The sequence below is a fragment of the Clostridium sp. UBA7503 genome (genome assembly GCF_002477055.1).
Classification (GTDB): Bacteria; Bacillota; Clostridia; order Clostridiales; family Clostridiaceae; genus Clostridium_J; species Clostridium_J sulfidigenes.
The window spans coordinates 95,256-115,502 of record NZ_DLNT01000045.1 but is presented as its reverse complement, the minus strand read 5'-3'; the positions used below and the strand labels follow the sequence as shown (position 1 = coordinate 115,502).

Below are 20,247 nucleotides of genomic sequence, written 5' to 3'. Positions count from 1 at the left end.
AGTAAAAATCAAAATATAATAAAAATAATATTATTAGGGGGAGAGAATTGATATGAAAACAAAGAAAATATTATCTTTAGCTATGTCATCCTTATTAGCATTATCACTTACTGTGGGATGTACTAATACTTCAAAGGAGGAACCAGCTGCAGAAGGTGAAAAGACTTATAAAGTTGCATATATTGCAAGAGCACAAGGAGATTCTTTTGCGGCTTGGCTTGCAAATGCAGTAAAGGATGAAGTAGCTGCAAACTATAAGGATGTACAGGTAGATATATTTGATGGAGATAGCAAGAATGAAGTTATAGCATCTCATATTGAGAATGCGGTTACAAAGAAATATGATGCAATTCTTCTTCAACCATTTGATTCTGAAGCACAAGTAGCACCAGCTATAGCAGCTATGGATAAAGGGGTTAAGGTTATTACAGTAAACAACCGTATTAATGATAATGATAGAGCAGCGGCAGTAGATGCAGACCCAGTTGATCAAGCTGCTAAAAATGCAAAACTTGCTTTAGAGCAAGTTCCTCAAAATGGAAAAGTTGTAGTTCTTATGGGACCAGCAGGTAATATGCACTCTGATAAGAGACGTGAAGGATGGGAAAAAGAATTCTTTGCAAAGAGACCAGACGTTAAAATCTTAGATGAGCAAATTGCAAATTGGAATAAAGATGAAGCGATGAGATTAATGGAAGACTGGATTCAAACTCATGGGGAAATTGATGCAATAATATCTATGAATGATAACATGTGTGTAGGAGCTCTTGAAGCGGCTAAAGCAGCAGGAAAGACAAATATATTATCATATGGTGTTGATGGAACAGCAGAAGCTTGTTTAGCTATAAAAAATGGTGAAATGACATCAACTACTCTTCAAAGTGCTTACGAGCTTGCAGAAAAAGCTGTTAAGTTAACATATGATGTTATGACTGGTAAAGTAGAGCGTGATACTATAATGGTAGATTGCCCATTAATAACAAAGGATAATGCTGATGAGTTTATAGAAATTCATAAAAAAGCAGGTAATATAGACTAATAAAAAAATAGACCTTGTGCAGTTTTGTGCAAGGTCTATAATTGAAATTAATTTAGGAGGAATAAAGATGATAAACAAGGCAGTATATATGTGTGGAATTCATAATATGGAAACAAGAGATATTGAGGTTTCAGCTCCAAAGGATAAAGAAGTACTTATAAAATTAGAATATGTAGGAATTTGTGGTTCAGATGTACATTATTATGAGCATGGTAGAATAGGGAACTTCATAGTAGATGGAGATTTTATTTTAGGTCATGAATGTGCTGGAGAAATAGTTCAAGTAGGCCCTGGAGTTAAGAATTTAAAAGTTGGAGATAGAGTTGCTTTAGAGCCAGGCCAAACTTGTGGTCAATGTGAATTTTGTAAAAGTGGTAAATATAATCTATGCCCAGAGGTTGAGTTCCTAGCAACACCACCATATCATGGTTCTTTAATGAATTATATAACATATCCAGAAAATATGTGTTTTAAACTACCAGACAATGTATCAACTAAGGAGGGTGCTTTAGTTGAACCTTTAGCAGTAGGATTACATGCTGTATCACAAGGAAATGTAAAATTAGGGGATACAGTTGTAGTTTTAGGTGCAGGATGTATAGGTCTAGTAACTTTATTAGCTTGTAAGGCATATGGTGCTACAAATGTTATTGTTGTAGATGTTATAGATAAGAGATTAGACTATGCCCTAAAATTAGGTGCAACTAAAGTTATAAATGCTAAAAATCAAGATGCACTAGCTGTAATAAATGAGATTACAAACAATGCTGGTGCTAATGTGGTTATTGAAACAGCAGGATCTGAGCATACAATAAAGCAGACACCTTACTTAGTAAAAAGAGGTGGAGCTATTGTATTAGTAGGACTTGCACCAAAGGATACAATTGAGTTCGATTTCATGCAAATAATGACTAAAGAGGTTGAAATAAAAAGTGTATTTAGATATAGAAACATATATCCAGCAGCTATAGGAGCAATTTCTGATGGGAAAATTGATGTTAATGGAATAGTTACCCATGAATTTGATTTTAGTGACACAAAGGAAGCTTTTGACTATGTTATAGAAAATAAGAATGATGTAGTAAAGGCAGTTATTAAGCTTTAATAATTTTGATTGGAGTGGCTAGAAGATGAAGTACTTATTAGGCATAGATATTGGAACCTCAGGTACTAAAACAGTGCTATTTGATAGGGGCGGAAATCCGATTTCCTCTTCTACAGCGGAATATCCATTATATCAGCCAGAGATTGGTTGGGCAGAGCAAGACCCACAAGATTGGTGGAAGGCGGTATGTATAACAATTAATCAGGTTATAAAAGATAGTAATATAAATCCGGAATCCATTAGTGGTATTGGCTTATCTGGACAAATGCATGGTTTAGTTATGTTAGATGGAGATGGAAATGTATTAAGAAAATCTATTATTTGGTGTGATCAACGTACAGCCAAGGAATGTGTTGAGATTACTGAAAAAGTTGGAGAAAAGAGATTAATAGATATTACAGCAAATCCAGCGCTTACAGGATTTACAGCATCAAAAATACTTTGGGTTAGAAATAATGAACCTGAAATATATGAAAAATGCAGGAAAATATTATTACCTAAGGATTATATAAGATATATGCTTACAGGTGAGTTTGCTACGGAGGTATCTGATGCTTCAGGAATGCAGCTTTTAGATATTAAAAATAGGTGCTGGTCTAAGGAAGTCCTTAATGCTTTAGATATTCCTATAGAGTATTTAGGAGATGTACATGAATCAATTGTAGTCAGTGGAAAAGTTCATAAAAAAGCTGCGGAGGTTACTGGTCTTAAAGAGAATACACCAGTGGTTGGTGGAGCAGGAGATCAGGCAGCTGGTGCAATAGGAAATGGCATTATAAAAAGTGGACAAATATCTTCCACTATAGGTACTTCAGGAGTAGTATTTGCACATTTAGATGAACCTATAATTGATGAGAAAGGAAGGGTACACACCTTTTGTCATGCAGTGCCAGGTGCATGGCATATGATGGGAGTAACCCAAGGCGCAGGACTTTCTTTAAAATGGTTTAGAGATAATTTTTGTACTAATGAAATTGAAGTAGCAAAAGGTATGGGAATTGATCCATATGTACTTATGACTAAAGAAGCAGAAAAAGTGCCTGCAGGTTCAAGGGGAGTAATATATCTTCCATATCTCATGGGAGAGCGTACACCACATTTAAATCCTAAGGCAAAGGGTGTATTCTTTGGACTTTCAGCTGCTCATACAAAAAATGAGATGCTAAGAGCTGTAATTGAAGGAGTATCCTATTCACTTTTAGATTGCATGGAAATCATTAAAGACACAGGAATGAATCCTACTAATGTGATGGTGTCAGGTGGAGGCGGAAAAAGTGAACTATGGCGTCAAATATTAGCAGATATGTTTAACTGTAAAGTATCTACAAACAAATCATCAGAAGGACCAGCCTTAGGGGTAGCATTGATTGCAGGAGTTGGAACCGGCGTATATAAGGATATAGATGAGGCTTGTAGCATAGCAATTTCTGAAAATAGTGTAGAATTTCCAAAAGAAGAAAATTCCCTAGTATATAAAAGATATTATGAGATTTATAAGAAGATATATAATGATTTAAAAGGAAATTTTGAATTATTATAATAGATTAATTATATTACAATTTAATAAGTTAAGAATGAGCACTCCTAGGGGTGCTCATTCTTATTTAACACCACAAGTATTAATAACTTTGTTTATATATTTTAGAATTTTATATATAATATTTATAGAAACTTATTTAAATATAAAAAACAATTGGTAAAATATTTGATATGTGTGTTTAAAATATGCATTTAGTGAAATGGAGTTAATTTTAATGGTTGAATTGCTAAGAAATCTTACGAATAATTTAGGGTATATAATCCTTATTGCTTTCTTTGTTTCAAGACTAGGGAGCTTTAAGAAAATAGTACAAAAGGATAAATTTAAAAGGAAAGATCTAATTGTGCTTTCAATAATTTTTGGAGCTTTTGGAATTTTGGGAACCTACACAGGAACAGAGGTTAATGGAGCCATTGCTAATACTAGAATTATTGGTGTAATGACTGGGGGGATACTATGCGGACCTTTTGTAGGGATAATGGCAGGTATTATAGCTGGAGCTCACAGATTACTAGTTGACATCGGCGGTATTACATCAATACCATGTACAATAACTACTATAATTTCGGGAATAGTTTCAGGGGTAATATATAGTAAATCAAATGAAAATAACAAGTGGATTTATGGGTTGTTTGGTGGTCTTTTTATTGAGATTTTAGAAATGATTTTAATACTTACAATTGCACATCCATTTATAAGTGCCTTAACCATTGTAAAGAGTATATATTTTCCTATGAGCTTTGCTAATGCTATTGGAATTGCAATATTAATAGTAATAACTCAAAAAATACTTAAGGAAAAGGAAGAAATTGCAGCAAAACAAGCTCAAATAGCTTTAGAAATAGCAAATAAGACACTACCTTATTTTAGAGAAATGGATGAAAATTCTTTAGAACAGATATGCGGAATAATAAGGGAATCAATTAATGCAGATGCAGTATCTATAACAAATAAAGAAAATATATTAGCACACGTAGGAGTAGGAGCTGATCACCATATAAAGGGTCAGAAAATTATAACAGAAGCTACCAAAAAAGTTATTAAAGAAGGAAATTTACTTTCTTTAACAAATGCAAATCAGATAGAGTGTCCTAATTTAAATTGTAGTTTAAAATCTGCAATTATTGCTCCTTTAAAAGAAGGAGATGAAGTAATAGGTACATTAAAAATATATTATTGCACTGATAATGCCATTTCCTTTAGAAATATAAATTTAGCTGTAGGCTTATCCCAAATTATTTCTACCCAGCTAGAAATAAGTAAGCTTGGAGAACTGAAAAATATGGCAAATAAGGCTGAAATAAAGGCGTTGCAATCTCAGATAAACCCTCATTTTTTATTTAATGCTTTAAATACTATAATATCATTTATTAGATTTAATCCTAATAAAGCACGGGAATTAATTATAAATTTATCTACTTACCTAAGGTATAATTTAGACATAGGAGAAAACCATGTAGATATTTATAAAGAACTAGAGCAGGTTAAAGCGTATGTAGAAATAGAAAAAGCAAGATTTGGAGAAAAACTTCATGTAGTTTATAATATTGAAGATGATTTAGAGATTAAGATTCCAAGTCTTATCATTCAGCCAATAGTTGAAAATTCTATAAAACATGGTATCTTAAAAGGTAAAGGCGAAGGAACAGTTACTATTGAAATAAAAAAGATTTCAAAGGACAACATCATGATAACAATTGAAGATGATGGAATTGGAATTTCAAAAGATATTATAGAAAAAGTCTATGAAGGTAAAATGAAGGAAAATAAAATAGGCATATCGAATGTTCATAATAGATTAAAATACATTTATGGTGAAGGATTAAAGATAGAAACATTGGAAGGTGGTACTAGAATCAGTTTTAATGTGAGTAAGATAAGGGAGTGATTGTGTGAACTGTATTATTGTTGATGATGAATCTCCTTCAAGAGAAGAATTAAAATATTTTATAAACAATTTCAGCAATATTAAAATCATTAATGAATTTGATGATTCTATTAAGGCATTACAATATATTGAAAAAAATACACCAGATATTATTTTTCTTGATATTAATATGCCAAAACTAGATGGCATTGCATTATGTAAAATTATTAATCACTTTCCAAAACAATCTCTTGTAATTTTTATTACTGCACATAAGGATTATGCTGTAGATGCATTTGAAATTCAGGCTTATGACTATATACTAAAGCCTTATTCAGAAGAACGAATAGTTAGTACATTAAAGAAAATTGACAAACTTTCAGATAAAAAGTGTGTAAATAATAAAATAACTCTTTGGAAAGATAATAAGATGATTGTAAAAAATATAATGGATATTTCCTATTGTGAAGCAAGGGAACGAGAAACTTTAATTTATATCAATGGAGTAGAATATAACGTAAACTGTAGCATTTCAGAATTTTATAAAAAACTTCCCAAAGAACTCTTTTATAGAAGTCATAGGTCATATATTATTAATACTGATAAAATTACGGAGATAGTTCCGTGGTTTAACAACACATTTATGTTAAAATTACAAGGCGAGAAGGTTGATATACCCGTAAGTAGAAATAATATAGGTGAGTTTAAGCAAATAATGGGCATATAAAAGCACTTGATGTGCTCTTTTTGTTTTTTCATGTATGAAATTGTATAAACTCCTAAAAAACATATTATAATTTTGTTAACAAATAATTAATTAGGAGGGGTCCAAATGGTATCATTTATTTTAGCGATTATTGCTCTTATTATAGGTTATTTTATTTATGGTGCAATTGTGGAAAAGGCTTTTGGAGCAGATGACAAAATTAAAACTCCTGCTGTAAGGCTAGAGGATGGTGTAGACTTTGTTAAAATGCCTGCATACAAAATTTTCTTAATTCAATTTCTTAACATAGCAGGTCTAGGTCCTATTTTTGGTGCAATTGCAGGTGCAATGTGGGGTCCATCAGCATTTTTGTGGATTGTATTTGGATGTATTTTTGCAGGTGCGGTTCACGACTATTTTTCTGGTATGCTTTCTGTAAGACATGATGGGACAAGCATTCCTGAAGTTGTAGGTCAATATCTTGGTAAAGGTTTTAAAAACTTTATGAGAGTATTCTCTGTAATACTTTTAGTTCTTGTGGGAGTTGTTTTTGTAACTGGACCAGCAAGTATTTTAAAGGGCTTAACAGGATTAAACATTACAGTGTTAATATATATTATATTTGCTTATTACTTAATTGCAACAATGGTTCCTATAGATAAGCTTATTGGGAAAATATATCCTATTTTTGGAATTTGTTTATTGGTTATGGCCATTGGAGTTGGTGCTGCATTAATTTTTGGTGGATTTGACATACCAGAAGTAATTCCAGCTAATTTGATTAATATGCATTCAAACCCAGATAAAAACCCAATATTCCCAATGTTATTTATAACTATTGCTTGTGGAGCTATTTCAGGGTTCCATGCAACACAATCACCTTTAATGGCAAGATGTATAACTAGTGAAAAACAAGGTAGAAAAATATTCTATGGTTCAATGGTAGCAGAAGGTGTAGTTGCTTTAATTTGGGCAGCAGCAGCAATGAGTTTCTTTGGTGGAGTAGCAGAGTTAAATGCTACTATGGCAATTGAAGGTCATACAGCAGCTTGGGTAGTAAATGAAATTTGCGGAAGCTTACTTGGAAGAGTTGGTGGTTTATTAGCTATACTTGGAGTTGTAGCATGTCCTATAACTTCTGGTGATACAGCATTTAGAAGTGCAAGATTAACTATAGCTGATACATTTAAACTTGATCAAGGGCCTATTAAAAATAGATTTATAATTAGTATTCCTTTATTTGTAGTAGGCTTTATATTAACTAAGATGGATTTTGGAATAATATGGAGATATTTTGGGTGGTCTAACCAAACCTTAGCTACCATAGTATTATGGACAGCAGGTATGTACTTAGTTACTAAAGGTAAAAAACACTGGATTGCTACTATACCAGCTACATTTATGACAGCTGTATGTACATCTTATATTTTAATTGCACCAGAAGGCTTTAAGCTTTCTCAAAGTATTTCATATCCAATAGGAGTTGTAGGTGCAATTGTAGCAATGGTGATTTTCTTAATGGCAGCAAAAAAAGTAGAAACAAAATCAAAGGATAAAATTTAATATTATTTAAAGTTCATTATAAAATAAAAAATACTAATGGAATAAAAGTGCCTATAAGCTAGATACATAAAAAGTGTTTAGCTTATAGGTACTTTTTTATATATTTTTATGCGGTTGATACCAGTTCTAATATTTACATCTAATTTAAAGAGAGAGTTAACAGTTGGTGCATGCCTGGATAAGGATTATATTACAATAGATAAAATAGTTTACAAATTATAACTATATGTTTATTATAGAGGTATTCAATTGTAATGATTAGGATCTAAAGTAGATTAATGTAATAGCAATATAGGGTAAATATCCTATATTGTACTACTAGAAAGGAGTGAGTGTAATTGGGAATATATATAGTTAGACATGGAATAGACAATGAAAATTATAGAGGTGGATGGAGTGATTTAGGTTTAATAGAGGAGGGCATAGAGCAATCCAAATTATTAGCAAATTATCTAAGTGATAATAAAGAAAAGTACAGTATTAATAAAATAATAAGCAGTGATTTAAGGCGAGCTGTTGAAACGGCTAGGAAGATTGGAAGTAAATTAAATATACCAGTGAAGCATTGTAGTAATTGGAGAGAAATAAATAATGGAGTTCTAGCGGGAATGGATAATAAGGATGCATTAGTAAAATATCCTGGACTCTTTTTTAATACACTAGAGATGAGTGAGAGATATCCAAATGGGGAAAGCCCTAGTGAGTTTTACAATAGAATACAAAGTGCTTTTCTAGAACTTTGCAACAATATTTCAACGGAAATGGAAGAAGACAACGTAATGATTCTTACTCATGGTGGAGTAATAAATATTTTATACTATATATTAAATAATATAAAGTGGACAAATAAGTCACCTAAACTATCTAAAGCATCTACTACTGGAATGCACAAAATTGAGTATATAGAAGGAAAATGGAAAATAGTTATGAGTAATAATGTTGAGCATTTATATTATCATAGGGAAATATAAACCTAGATTTATAGAGAAATAGGAGTATATAAAACTATATCTATATAACTATTTAAATAGTTGTGCTGTTCATGGGGGTTTAGGGGCTTTATAAATATTTGACCAAAGAGTCAATATGTAATATAATTACTAAGATAACAGATAAAGATATTTAAACTTTAAATATACATATCTTTGCTTGTTATGAACAGACATAATAGAATTATGTCAAATGTTATTTTTAGGGGGAAATATTATGGGCTTTTTTTATGAGTCAACGAATTTTACAGGCTGGGCTATTTGGCTTTTTATCCTTTTTGCCTTAATGGCTTTTAATGAGCTTGGTCGTTCAACAAAATGGGGTGGAATTATACTTTTTTTAATTGTTCCTATAGGGTTAACTATTTTTGTTTGGCCAACAACTGCAGCTCCAGGAAATGAATATGGAACAGGTACTTGGTTTAACTGGGTAAAAACTTACTCAGCACTGGCAGGGTGCCTTGGATTTATGGCTATTCGCTATATTCCATCACTTGCTAAAAAGAAGTGGGTATTGTACTTTCCACCACTTATTTTGGCAATTAATATTCTCGAAGCAGCTATTCGTGATTTTCAATGCTTTACATATGGTGCATGGAACGGAGCATATGTAGACAATCTTTGGGTAATGTCAGGATCATGGAATATCATGAATGGTATAGCTGGATTATTAAACATTATTGCCATTTGCGGATGGGTTGGTATTTTTATTTCTAAAGATAAAACAAAGGATATGATATGGCCTGATATGATATGGCCTTGGATTATAGCTTATGATTTGTGGAATTTTGCATATACATATAATTGTATAGCAGATCATTCATTTTATTGTGGTTTGGCACTGTTACTTTCTTGCACCATACCTGCTTTCTTTATCAAAAAAGGAGCATGGCTACAGCATCGTGCACAGACACTTGCCCTATGGATTATGTTTGTTATGACAGTACCTTCCTTTGCAGATCGTATAGCACCGGTAGCTACTACACATAATCCAAAAGCGTTTTTTATTTTAAGTTTATTATCTTTAATAGCAAATGTAGCATTAGTAATTTATCAGTTTAATAAGATTTATAAAAATAAACTTAATCCACTAAAAGACGAAATCTTTGTAGAAACAAAAGCCTATAAGAAAGTAGTTGAAGAAAATAGATAATATAAAAAGTATAATAATTTCATATGTATATAGGAGATTATATTTTTGGAATTTATGGGCATAATACCTTTAAGAAATTAAAGTTTCTATTAAAGGAGGAATTCTTATGCCAGATAATAATGAGGTAAGAAAAGAAGGTTCAAGTGGAAATAGTATTTTAAAATGGGCGGGAAGATTGATATTAGTTGCAATTATTTTAGGTATAACATCATTTTTAACTCCAGGATTTAGCATTTATGGATTATGGTCATATCTAATTGCAGCAGTTGTAATAACTGCATTAGACTATTTCGTAGAAGCATTCATGGGAGTTGATGCATCACCTTTTGGAAAAGGAATAAAAGGTTTTATTATTGCAGCTGTAATAATATATGTAGCACAATTTTTAGTGCCAAATATGAGGGTATCTCTTCTAGGCGCAATATTAGCAGCTTTAGTAATTGGTGTAATAGATGCTATATTTCCATCAAGAGCAATGTAATTTTAAAATTTATCATATTGAAATGATTAAAGGAAGAACTCTAGAAATAGAGTTCTTTTTATTTATGTAAAAATGGAACATTAACACAAATACTTAATAATATAAATGAACCGTGCATTGATATATGATTTATTTAAGTTTGGAGGATAGAGCATGAAAAGAAAGATTTATAATGTTTTACCTAATATGATATTGAGTGGAGATAACGTATCTAGAGTGAAAGCAAAAGGAGGTATTTCAAGGGAACTTCCCTATGAAGTTGAAGTTATTGCTGAAAATTTATATGTACCTTGGGCCATAGATATAAGCAATGAAGGTAAATTATATATAACAACGGGGGATGCAGGTAATTCTGCATTGGCACAAAATATCACAAGTACAGCAGGAAAAATACTACGAATAGAATTAGATGGTAGTATTCCTGAAGATAATCCAAATGTAAATTCACCTGTTTATAGCTTAGGGCATAGAAATCCTCAGGGCTTAGCTTGGAGTTTAAGAAATATATTGTATGCATCTGAGCATAGGCAGACTGCTCATGATGAAATAAATATTATACAGCGAGAAGCTAACTATGGATGGCCTCTAGTTCAAGGAAATGAAGACTCTAAGGAAATTATAGTGCAAAAGCCATTAATACACAGTGGAGAAGAGACATGGGCACCTTCTGGTATAGCCTTTGTAGACCAAGAACCGTGGCAAGGGAAATTACTAGTTGCTACTTTACGTGGAGAACAACTACTTACTATTTCACTGAATCGAAAAGGAACGAAAGTAAATAGTCTAGATTTATGGTTGAAGAATAGATATGGGCGCTTACGTGAGATTATTCAGGGGAAAGATGGAGGGATTTACCTAACAACAATTAATAGAGATGGAAGAGGTAATTCTAATATAGGTGATGATAGAATTATTCGGATTATTCCCTCAAAGAGTAATATTTAGAGATTGAGAATTGAGTAGGTATGGGATTAGATAAATTAATATATAACAAAAATCAGATAGTTGGAAGTATAAAGAAACCTAAAAGGAAATGTAGTTTGAAATATAAATCCTACTACAATGTATTAAAAATTCTTATTAGCAAATAATATAAAATGTTTAATATTTGCTTAAGGAGGAGAGCATGTGGACTTAAATTGGATATGGCAATCAATACTAATATTTATTGTAGGTACATTTATTTTAAGGATGGGCGGAAGAAAATCCATTTCCCAAATGACGATTTCCCAAACCATTGTAATGATAGGATTAGGATCTTTACTCATTCAGCCTGTATCTGGAAAGGGTCTTCTTGTAACCTTTCTAGCAGCCGGTATATTAACAATATTAATGATAATTACTGAGTACTTGGAAATAAAAATAGATTTTATAGAGACTATATTTTCAGGTAAAGCAGTAATTGTTATTGAAAATAGTAAACCTAATATTAAAAATTTGAAAAAGCTTAGAATGTCAATTGATAGGCTTGAAACTCGGTTGAGGCAGTCAGGTATATCCTCAATAGAAGATGTTCAATATGCAACAATAGAAGTAAGTGGTCAGCTTGGATATGAATTGAAAAATAACAAAAGGCCTCTAAACCAAGAGGATTTTATAAAGCTAATGAGTGAAATATCCGAATTAAAAGCAATGATTAGCAATAAGACAAAACCTCAAAATTATGAAAATAACAATATATTTAAAGAAATAAAGGGCGGAAAGTTTGAGGGAAATAAAAATGAGCCATAAAGCATAACAATTTAAAAAGTACAAAATAATAGCCATGTATATTTAATGTGATTAGTATAGCTTAAATACACAAGTTTATTGACAAAATAAGTATAATAATGTAAAATATACATAACCTATTTATAGGAGAATAATTGGATGAAAAAACTAATTCTAAACGTTGAAAGATAATATAATTTAATACTAATCTTAAAAATGTTTTTTGCTTGTTGGTTATACAAGTTTATTTGGAATGCAATTTATTATTACTGTTTATATTTACTACAGTTCTAATTATTATGCCTATAAATTTGTATTATGGATAGGTGTATTAAGGTTACATTTTTGAGATAAACAATGTTAAGGAATAGTTTTGCGTTTATACCTTTTATAGATTTATATTATTATAAGAAATATAGTAATTTAATTATATTCTTTTAATTTGCATATTTTTATAGTTGTTTGTTATTAAATGCCATACTTAACGTATGGTTTTTTTATGCAATAAATGAGCTTTCATCTGTCTATATTGCATAAAATAATAACAATAATTCTAATAAGGTTGTAAATGAAATTTAATTTCATTACAGTCTTTTTATTTTTTGTAAGGGGTGAGCTTATGCTAATAAATTTTTAAATTAGGAGAAGAACAAAAAATAGTAAGAGGGGGTTTTAAATATGATTAAAAGAATGAGAATTGAAACAAATAGATTGGTAATTAGGCCATATATTGAGAATGATTTATTAGAATCTTTTCAATTAATGCAGAATAAAGAGTTATTTAAATATCTCGATATGGAGGTTATGTCTTTTGAAGAATATAAAGAGTTGTTTAAATGGCTGATTGATTCTTATAAAATTGGCTTTAAGGATGACTTTAAATATTCTTTTGCAATATTTTTGAAAGATACAGGCAAATTTATTGGTTGGTGTGGAGTTGGAATTCTTGATTGCTTCTATCCGGAAAAGGAGATATATTATTTGATTGGGCAAGATTACTGGGGAAATGGTTACGCTACTGAAGCTATGACTGCATTAATTAATTATTGCTTTAATACAATTAGACTTCAAAGAATTATTGCTTTAGCAAAGCCAGAAAATATAGCTTCGAATAAAGTTATACAAAAGCTTGGATTTAAATTTCAACATTTAGTTAGTGGATTACCTGAAGAGTTTGATTTCTATAATGGAGAACCATATTATTTACTTACAAAAGAAGAATATTTAGGAAAAGTTAAATAACAAGAAAGTAAGTATAATTATTATATCTAAAAGTAAAATTAAGAATGGTGAGAATATAACTTCAAGAAAGTCTTTACTATAAGAATAAGAGAATATTATATTAAGATAATTTCAATTAGAGGATTTGGATGAAATATATGATTTTACCTTATAGCCTGATATAACGGAGTTTTTACCTAATTGGATAGCAACAAAATATAAGCGTAGAGAGTCGCTAATTAACTATGAATTTAATGAGATTAATTAAATATATATTTGAACATATATATTGAAACTGAACGTTTAATTATCAAAAAATATTGTATAGAAGATATTGGTTATTTATTACTCTATCTTTAGATACTCTAAAATTTATTCAACAGGTTTATGATGGCATTTACTAGCTAGGAGAATTTTTTTATTCGTATATGAACAAAAAGTATAAATTCGTATATTATGTAGTATAGGACTTCACTAATTATATTTTAATTAGAAAAAAATGGAGGAAATGTTATTATGAATGACAATAAAATATATGCAAATGATAATAGATGTACAACAGATTCTTGTGCAACAGTTACTACTCAAGTAGAATCACTAACTGAACAACTTCCTGTAACTCCTATTGTTATTGCACCTGGACCTGCATTTGTTAAGATTCCAGTTGTGTTAGCAGAAGTAAATATAACCATTCCGGTTGAAGCTACTATCACATTAGATCAACCAGCTATAGAAATTAAAAGAATTAGAAAGAATGTATATTTAACTCAATCCCGTATTATTCCATTTTCTCAAGATGATCAATTTAATACTGGAATACTATTTATAGCGGGGTTTATAAGAAAAAATATTGAATATGCAACTAAAACTTGTAGGACAGCTGGAACTCCGAATGTTTGTGGAGATATAAGACATTGTACAGTTGAAGTACCTTTCAATTTCACAACAAGAATTGCTTTCCTTAGACCACCGATTTTTATTGAAAATAGCATTCCAAGTGAATTAGAATTCTTTACAGATAAACTTCAAAGTTGTGATGCTTGTTCAGATCCAGTAATTGGACGTAATCCTTGCGATCAGAGTTTCTTCTATACAGAATTCTTTAATGAAAAACCTTTTACTGAATTAGTAAGAGCNNGATATTGCTGAAGTTGATATTCACACAAATCCAAATTTAAGTTGCACAGTTCCTACAGAGCAAATATTTACTCAACTTACAGAAAAAGTAGTAGTAAATTTAACACTAAAAGTATTACAAGAACAACAGGTAGAAATTATAGCAACAGAATCAACACAAGCAATATGCAGGAATTAAATTGAAAAATTAATTTTGTTTAAATGATATATTGCAGACCTAAAGCTTACTAAAAGAGGTTTTGGGTCTGTTTTTAAGGGAAAAAATATTTATAACAAGAATGACAACACTTAATATAAGTTTCATCCGTAGGATGAGATATCTTTATATCATGAATCCATTCAATGGCTTGGCTGTTTGTCTGGTAGAAAGCTTTAGATTCATATAATAAGTAAGACTGAATCCCATTACATGGGGATTAAATTTCTGATATTCTTGACGACAGAATCATTAAAGGCTAACTGCTTTAAGGCAATATGTTTAGCTATAAAAGTAAGCAATTGAAAAATAATTGAAATTAAATATTGGCTATAAGTAAATAAATAAGTTATATTTGAATCCACAACAATGTTCTTTCCTTTGGATTTTTAATTGGCTTTGTGATTCAATTATAACAGAAAAAAAGGAGGCATTGATATATATAATTTAAAAAGGATTTAGTGTAAAAACTTTACACTAACAATTAGATAGATAGGGAGGAAATCTTATAATGAATGATAGCGAAAAAAATACAAGTCATTATGAATGTATAGCAAATCCTTGTGCAACTATTACGTCTAAAGTACAATCATTAACTAAACAAATTCCTGTAACACCTGTTGTTATTAAATCTGGACCTGTATTTGTTAAGATTCCAGTTGTATTAGCAGAGATAAACATAACAATTCCTGTTGAGGCTACTATCGCATTAGACCAACCAGCTATGGAAATTAAACGAATTAAAAAAAATGTATTTTTAACTCAATCTCGTATTATTCCATTTTTTCAAGAGTGTGGACCTGATACTGGAATACTATTTATAGAAGGTTTTATAAGAAAAAATATTGAGTATGCAACCAAAACTTGTAGTATAATTGAAACTCCAAATGTTTGTGGAGATATAAGATATTGCACAGTTGAAGTTCCTTTTAATTTTACAACAAGAATTAATTTTATTAGAGAACCGATTTTTATTGAAAATAGCATTCAGAGTGAATTAGAATTTTTTACAGATAAACTTCAAGGTTGCAATGCTTGTTCAGATCCAGTAATCGGACGTAATCCTTGTGGTCAGAGTTTTTTCTCTACAGAATTCTTTAATGAAAAGCCTTTTACTGAATTAGTAAGAGCAGACATTGCTGAAGTTGATATTCATATAAATCCAACTATAAGTTGCATAGTTCCTACAGAACAAATATTCACTCAATTTACAGAAAAAGTAGTAGTGAATTTAACACTAAAAGTACTACAACAACAACAGATAAAAATTGCAGCATTATAACTATTTAATAGTATAAATCTAAAAGTGTAATATTACTAAATGAATATAAATACAAAAATTTTTTATTACTTGATAATATTAAACAGACCTAAAATCTACGAAGAGAGGTTTTGGGTCTGTTTTTAAGAATAGATAAATATTCATTAATTTATATTGTAATTGAATGTAATAAATTAGTTTCTATTAAATGGTGTAAAATTATTTTGAGAAGGCATGTTTATTTAGAAATAGTGTATTAGGACATGATTTAATATTACCTTAGTACATTTTTATGTTCAGATTATATGTATCGGAATATTATCTTATTAAGAAATTAACATCTTTACTCATAGACTAAACTGTTATATATTAAAAGAGTTACTAATTACTTATGAAAAGAAAATTAAAAGTATTTTGCACATGAAAAGAAGAGGATAAACATGAGATTAGATAAATTTTTAGCAGTATCATTCATTGATACACGCAAAAAGAGTAGGGATTATATTAAGGAAGGAAAAGTTAAAGTAAATGGGGAAGTGATAAGAGAACCTGCAATGGAAATTAAGGAGAATACTGATATTATTGAGTATCTTGATAAAGTAGTTGATTATAGAGAAAAGGTGTATTATATGTTTTATAAACCTGCAGGATGTATTACTGCAAGAAAAGATGCTGATAATAAAACAGTATTTGATTTTTTTCATGAGGATAATATAAATGGAATATTTCATGTGGGAAGATTAGATAAAGACACAGAAGGATTATTGCTTTTTACCAACGATGGTGATTTTGACCATCAATTAATGTGCCCAGAAAAGCATGTTGAAAAGAAATATTTCTTTTGGGCATTGGGTTCATTAGATGATGAAGATAGGAATAGATTAGAGAATGGAATTTCCATTGGAAAAGGTGAAACATTAACAAAGCCTGCTAAAATTGAGGTGGTGAAATGTGGGAACTATGAAGAGTTAGAACAAGAAACTGACATTGGGAATTTCTTCAAAATACAATCAAAGTATCATCATCAATCTGTTGTCTGTGGGTATCTTATAATTTCTGAGGGGCGTAAGCATCAAGTTAAGCGTATGTTAAAGGCAGTAGGTTGTTATGTGGTATATTTAAAGAGGATATCTATTGGGGGAATAACCTTAGATGAAACCCTTGAAAAAGGGCAGTATCGAATGCTTACAGAAGAGGAAGTTCAAAAGTTAGTTGGGAAATTATAATTTTTAAATAGATATAGAATAACAATTAGAGTATTATTAAGGACTATTGGAGGAAGGTAGTTAATATGAATGAAATTTTTGATGTTTCTTATAATGAGATTGAAGTTATCAAGAACTTATGGGAAAAAAACAGACAGTATCATGAAAGTACTTCAAAATACTTTATGGAATCCTATAGGTATATTAGCTTTGAGGATAGAATTAAAGTTTTTGAGAACAAGACAATAAAAATTACTGTTGCTAAAAGTCATGATGGGTGTATTGGATATTGTATATCAACAATAATTGGCGGACAAGGAGAAATTGAATCACTTCACGTTGATGAGCATAATAGAGGAAAAGGAATTGGTAAGAAACTTGTAATTAAGCATATGGAATGGTTTAAAGAAAATAATTGCAGAGTAATTGGGGTAACCGTTTCACAAGAGAATGAAAGTACCATAGGATTTTATAAGAAACTTGGATTCTTTCCAAATACTTTGTATATGCAAAAACTTTAGTATAGAGTAAGGGCGTTACTTTGATTATATCCTTAGTTGTTATCTTGCAATTTACAAAATATTCATAAAGAAGTATAATTATCAAGGTAAGCAGTTATTTACTAATAATATTTTATGAAAGGAGATGTTTTTAATGAATATAAGTAAAAAGGTGATTTTAGTATAAAACTTAAAATGATCTTAAATGTAACTTTAGACATAGTCTATTATTTGTGTCGCATTTTTGCGAGAGTAGTTAACCTTTCATAATACTGCCTATAAAGGATAAGCAACGCNNACGCGACAGGAAGGTCGTGTTTTGTAGCCGTAGATAGTAGCCAAGTACAAAGGGTTGAGTGTCTACGGTATTTTTATGTCCATTTTTAAGAAGAAAAATAATGTGGAGGTTATAAATGAATAGAAAATATACAGATATAGAACTTAAAAGAGCATTAGACATGGTAGAAGAGGGGTGCTCTTTTTCAGAGGCTGCAAGGGCAAATAATCTTAATAAAAGTATCGTGGCGAGAGAGATGAGAAAGAGGAAAAATGAAAAAGGTGAGCAACATATTGATGAATATAGAAGGAAGTTACAAAATAATAGATAAACTTGTAATGTTCTGAATTTGAGGTACCCATCATATAAACTCTGAATATGAAGAAATTGTTTAAAAGTGACCTGTAGCAGTTTATGAACTGTCAAAGGTCACTTTTTGATCTATCCGATGACTACCAGCTNNAGTAAAAACTCCCTATAAAGCTTTAGAACTCTGTTTATTTTCGTTTCATATTTTTAATTAGACATTTAGTATCCTTATCTATTTGTAATGATTCGGTAATTTTTTGTAAAGTTTTGTTATAGGTCATATCATCTAAAGTATTATTTTTAAGAAATTTTATTGTTTTTTCTGGAAATTTAATATAACAGATAGATATGGTCCAAGCCACTGACATTTTAACGTAATACCCTGGATGTTTAATGTAATTCAATAGCTTTAATATTTCATCGATATGATTATCATCTATATAATAAAAAAGAAGCATGACTATCCCAAAACGTACATGATACTCATCGGTATCTGAAAGATATGACATCAAATATTTCCACATTTCCTCTGGGTATTGTTTAGGAAGCTTTAATCCACTACAAAAGCTATCACATACTGACCAATTATCAATTTTATTAACAAAGGTTGTAATGTATGGCAATATATCAGAAAGCTCAGATTTTACATAACCAATGGTCATTCCCTGAAGCATAATCTCTTCAAAGGTGTCATCAGATGCATTTTGTAAATAGTACTGCCAGTCGCATTTTGCAAGATTTTTAGCAATTTTTCGAAGTTCAGGTAAACGAACACCTAGGATGTTGTGAACACCAGGAAGTAATCCACTAGAAAATTTTTGGTATTTAGGTTCTACTAATATAGAAAGTTTTTCTTTAATCACATTATTTATTTCCATTTTTATTCTCCTTAGTTTTCTAATTATATTTTACCATAGAGATATTCTGTTTTAACTGGATTTAAATAATAATATTTAATTTCTTGAATATATTAAAGTAAATACTGATTTATAAATACTATATTATAGGAGATATATATTAATATTAAAAATAATGTTTTTTTAGAAAAAAGGAATTACACAATTTTTGTATTTAAGGAGAATTTTTAATGATAATAGGTAGTTCAGATTGTGGTAAAACTACAGTATTAAAACTAATAAATGGTTTACTTACACCAGAGAATGGAAAGATCCATGTAAATGGACAGGATATATCGAGGGTGAATCAAATTGAACTTAGACGAAGAGTTGGCTATGTTATCCAAGGAGTTGGATTATTTTCAAATATTAACATAAGGAAAAATATTTCTTATGTACCTAATATAATAAAGAAAGATGATAAAAGAAAGATAGAGTCCAAAGTTGAAAAGCTAATAAAAGTTGTTGGATTAAGTGAAGATATGTTAGATCGTTATCCAAGTGAACTTTCATGGGGACAGCGCCAAAGAATTGGTATTGCAAGAGCTCTAGCTGCTTCACCAGAGATATTACTTATGGATGAACCCTTTGGTGCAGTTGATGAAATAACTAGAAAGTTATTGCAAGAAGAAATCTTACATATTTATAAAGAGCTTAAAGTAACCATTGTATTTATTACTCATGATATCAAAGAAGCATTAAAACTTGGAACTAGAGTGCTTGTTATGGATAAGGGGAAAATAATACAAATTGGACCGCCAGCTGAAATAATAGAAAATCCTAAAACTGATTTCGTAAAAAAATTAATTGGTAAAGGATAGATTATTTAATATCAACTTAAAAATAAATATATAATATGTAAAAAATTGTAACCACAAAATTTATGTGGTAGCAATTTTTTTTTTGCATTTTTAATTTTTTTATTTATCACCAATATTATCTTACAGCATATGATGTATTGAAAGTATTAAATAGATCAACATTATTATATTTTTTCAAAAAGGAGGAGAATCTATGTCCATTAACTTTAAGAAATTTATACCACGCCCAGGCCTTGTAAATAAGCAAGGACGTTTACCTGATCCTTCAGAA

Annotated in this window: 19 protein-coding genes; 18 read left to right on the top strand and 1 reads right to left on the bottom strand. The window is 30.2% G+C overall.

From position 1 onward, the window contains the following. Positions 1 to 52: 52 nt before the first annotated feature. The 17 genes from B3630_RS12520 (at position 53) to B3630_RS12440 (ending at position 18,281) form a co-directional block, all read left to right on the top strand. Entirely contained in the window at positions 53 to 1,039 is a 987-nt protein-coding gene (locus tag B3630_RS12520) for a sugar ABC transporter substrate-binding protein (protein WP_346898644.1), read from the top strand. A gap of 67 nt (positions 1,040 to 1,106) precedes the next feature. Beyond that, on the top strand, positions 1,107 to 2,144 hold the full coding sequence (locus B3630_RS12515) for an NAD(P)-dependent alcohol dehydrogenase (RefSeq protein WP_346898642.1): 1,038 nt from the start codon (positions 1,107 to 1,109) through the stop codon (positions 2,142 to 2,144). A gap of 25 nt (positions 2,145 to 2,169) precedes the next feature. Continuing rightward, positions 2,170 to 3,684, top strand: a complete 1,515-nt coding sequence (gene xylB / locus B3630_RS12510) for a xylulokinase (RefSeq protein ID WP_346898639.1) — start codon at positions 2,170 to 2,172, stop codon at positions 3,682 to 3,684. A 214-nt stretch (positions 3,685 to 3,898) separates the two neighbouring features. Continuing rightward, positions 3,899 to 5,572: a sensor histidine kinase gene (locus tag B3630_RS12505; protein WP_346898637.1), complete on the top strand. Its 1,674-nt coding sequence runs from the start codon at positions 3,899 to 3,901 to the stop codon at positions 5,570 to 5,572. Positions 5,573 to 5,576: 4 nt separating this feature from the next. Further along, positions 5,577 to 6,278, top strand: coding sequence for a LytTR family DNA-binding domain-containing protein (locus B3630_RS12500; RefSeq protein ID WP_346898635.1), 702 nt, complete (start codon positions 5,577 to 5,579; stop codon positions 6,276 to 6,278). A 105-nt stretch (positions 6,279 to 6,383) separates the two neighbouring features. Next, positions 6,384 to 7,820 (top strand): carbon starvation protein A, encoded by a 1,437-nt coding sequence (locus B3630_RS12495; protein ID WP_346898633.1) that lies wholly within the window; start codon positions 6,384 to 6,386, stop codon positions 7,818 to 7,820. A gap of 338 nt (positions 7,821 to 8,158) precedes the next feature. Further along, complete coding sequence (locus B3630_RS12490) at positions 8,159 to 8,791, top strand: histidine phosphatase family protein (RefSeq protein ID WP_346898631.1); 633 nt, start codon at positions 8,159 to 8,161, stop codon at positions 8,789 to 8,791. Positions 8,792 to 9,026: 235 nt separating this feature from the next. Continuing rightward, the gene (locus B3630_RS12485) at positions 9,027 to 9,962 is read left to right on the top strand and encodes a DUF5692 family protein (protein ID WP_346898629.1); all 936 of its coding nucleotides are present in this window, start codon (positions 9,027 to 9,029) and stop codon (positions 9,960 to 9,962) included. Between the two features lie 106 nt (positions 9,963 to 10,068). Next, positions 10,069 to 10,443 carry a phage holin family protein gene (locus B3630_RS12480; RefSeq protein ID WP_346898627.1) on the top strand — a complete coding sequence of 125 codons (375 nt, stop codon included), beginning with the start codon at positions 10,069 to 10,071 and terminating at the stop codon, positions 10,441 to 10,443. A gap of 153 nt (positions 10,444 to 10,596) precedes the next feature. After that, positions 10,597 to 11,388, top strand: coding sequence for a PQQ-dependent sugar dehydrogenase (locus tag B3630_RS12475; RefSeq protein WP_346898625.1), 792 nt, complete (start codon positions 10,597 to 10,599; stop codon positions 11,386 to 11,388). A 183-nt stretch (positions 11,389 to 11,571) separates the two neighbouring features. Continuing rightward, positions 11,572 to 12,174: a DUF421 domain-containing protein gene (locus tag B3630_RS12470; RefSeq protein WP_346898623.1), complete on the top strand. Its 603-nt coding sequence runs from the start codon at positions 11,572 to 11,574 to the stop codon at positions 12,172 to 12,174. 657 nt (positions 12,175 to 12,831) lie between these two features. Beyond that, positions 12,832 to 13,395: a GNAT family N-acetyltransferase gene (locus B3630_RS12465; RefSeq protein WP_346898621.1), complete on the top strand. Its 564-nt coding sequence runs from the start codon at positions 12,832 to 12,834 to the stop codon at positions 13,393 to 13,395. Positions 13,396 to 13,890: 495 nt separating this feature from the next. After that, entirely contained in the window at positions 13,891 to 14,523 is a 633-nt protein-coding gene (locus B3630_RS12460) for a CsxC family protein (protein WP_346898619.1), read from the top strand. Positions 14,524 to 15,218: 695 nt separating this feature from the next. Next, on the top strand, positions 15,219 to 15,989 hold the full coding sequence (locus B3630_RS12455; protein WP_346898617.1) for a CsxC family protein: 771 nt from the start codon (positions 15,219 to 15,221) through the stop codon (positions 15,987 to 15,989). A gap of 419 nt (positions 15,990 to 16,408) precedes the next feature. Then, positions 16,409 to 17,194 (top strand): pseudouridine synthase, encoded by a 786-nt coding sequence (locus B3630_RS12450; RefSeq protein ID WP_346898615.1) that lies wholly within the window; start codon positions 16,409 to 16,411, stop codon positions 17,192 to 17,194. A 65-nt stretch (positions 17,195 to 17,259) separates the two neighbouring features. Beyond that, the gene (locus tag B3630_RS12445; RefSeq protein ID WP_346898613.1) at positions 17,260 to 17,694 is read left to right on the top strand and encodes a GNAT family N-acetyltransferase; all 435 of its coding nucleotides are present in this window, start codon (positions 17,260 to 17,262) and stop codon (positions 17,692 to 17,694) included. A gap of 392 nt (positions 17,695 to 18,086) precedes the next feature. Next, a complete protein-coding gene (locus B3630_RS12440; RefSeq protein WP_346898611.1) occupies positions 18,087 to 18,281 on the top strand; it encodes a hypothetical protein in 195 nt (64 codons plus the stop codon). Positions 18,282 to 18,447: 166 nt separating this feature from the next. On the opposite strand, the gene B3630_RS12435 is transcribed toward B3630_RS12440, so the two are convergent. Beyond that, entirely contained in the window at positions 18,448 to 19,131 is a 684-nt protein-coding gene (locus B3630_RS12435) for a DNA alkylation repair protein (RefSeq protein WP_346898928.1), read from the bottom strand. A gap of 215 nt (positions 19,132 to 19,346) precedes the next feature. On the opposite strand from B3630_RS12435, the gene B3630_RS12430 reads away from it, so the two are divergent. Continuing rightward, a complete protein-coding gene (locus B3630_RS12430) occupies positions 19,347 to 19,976 on the top strand; it encodes an ATP-binding cassette domain-containing protein (RefSeq protein WP_414633013.1) in 630 nt (209 codons plus the stop codon). Positions 19,977 to 20,247: the final 271 nt, after the last annotated feature.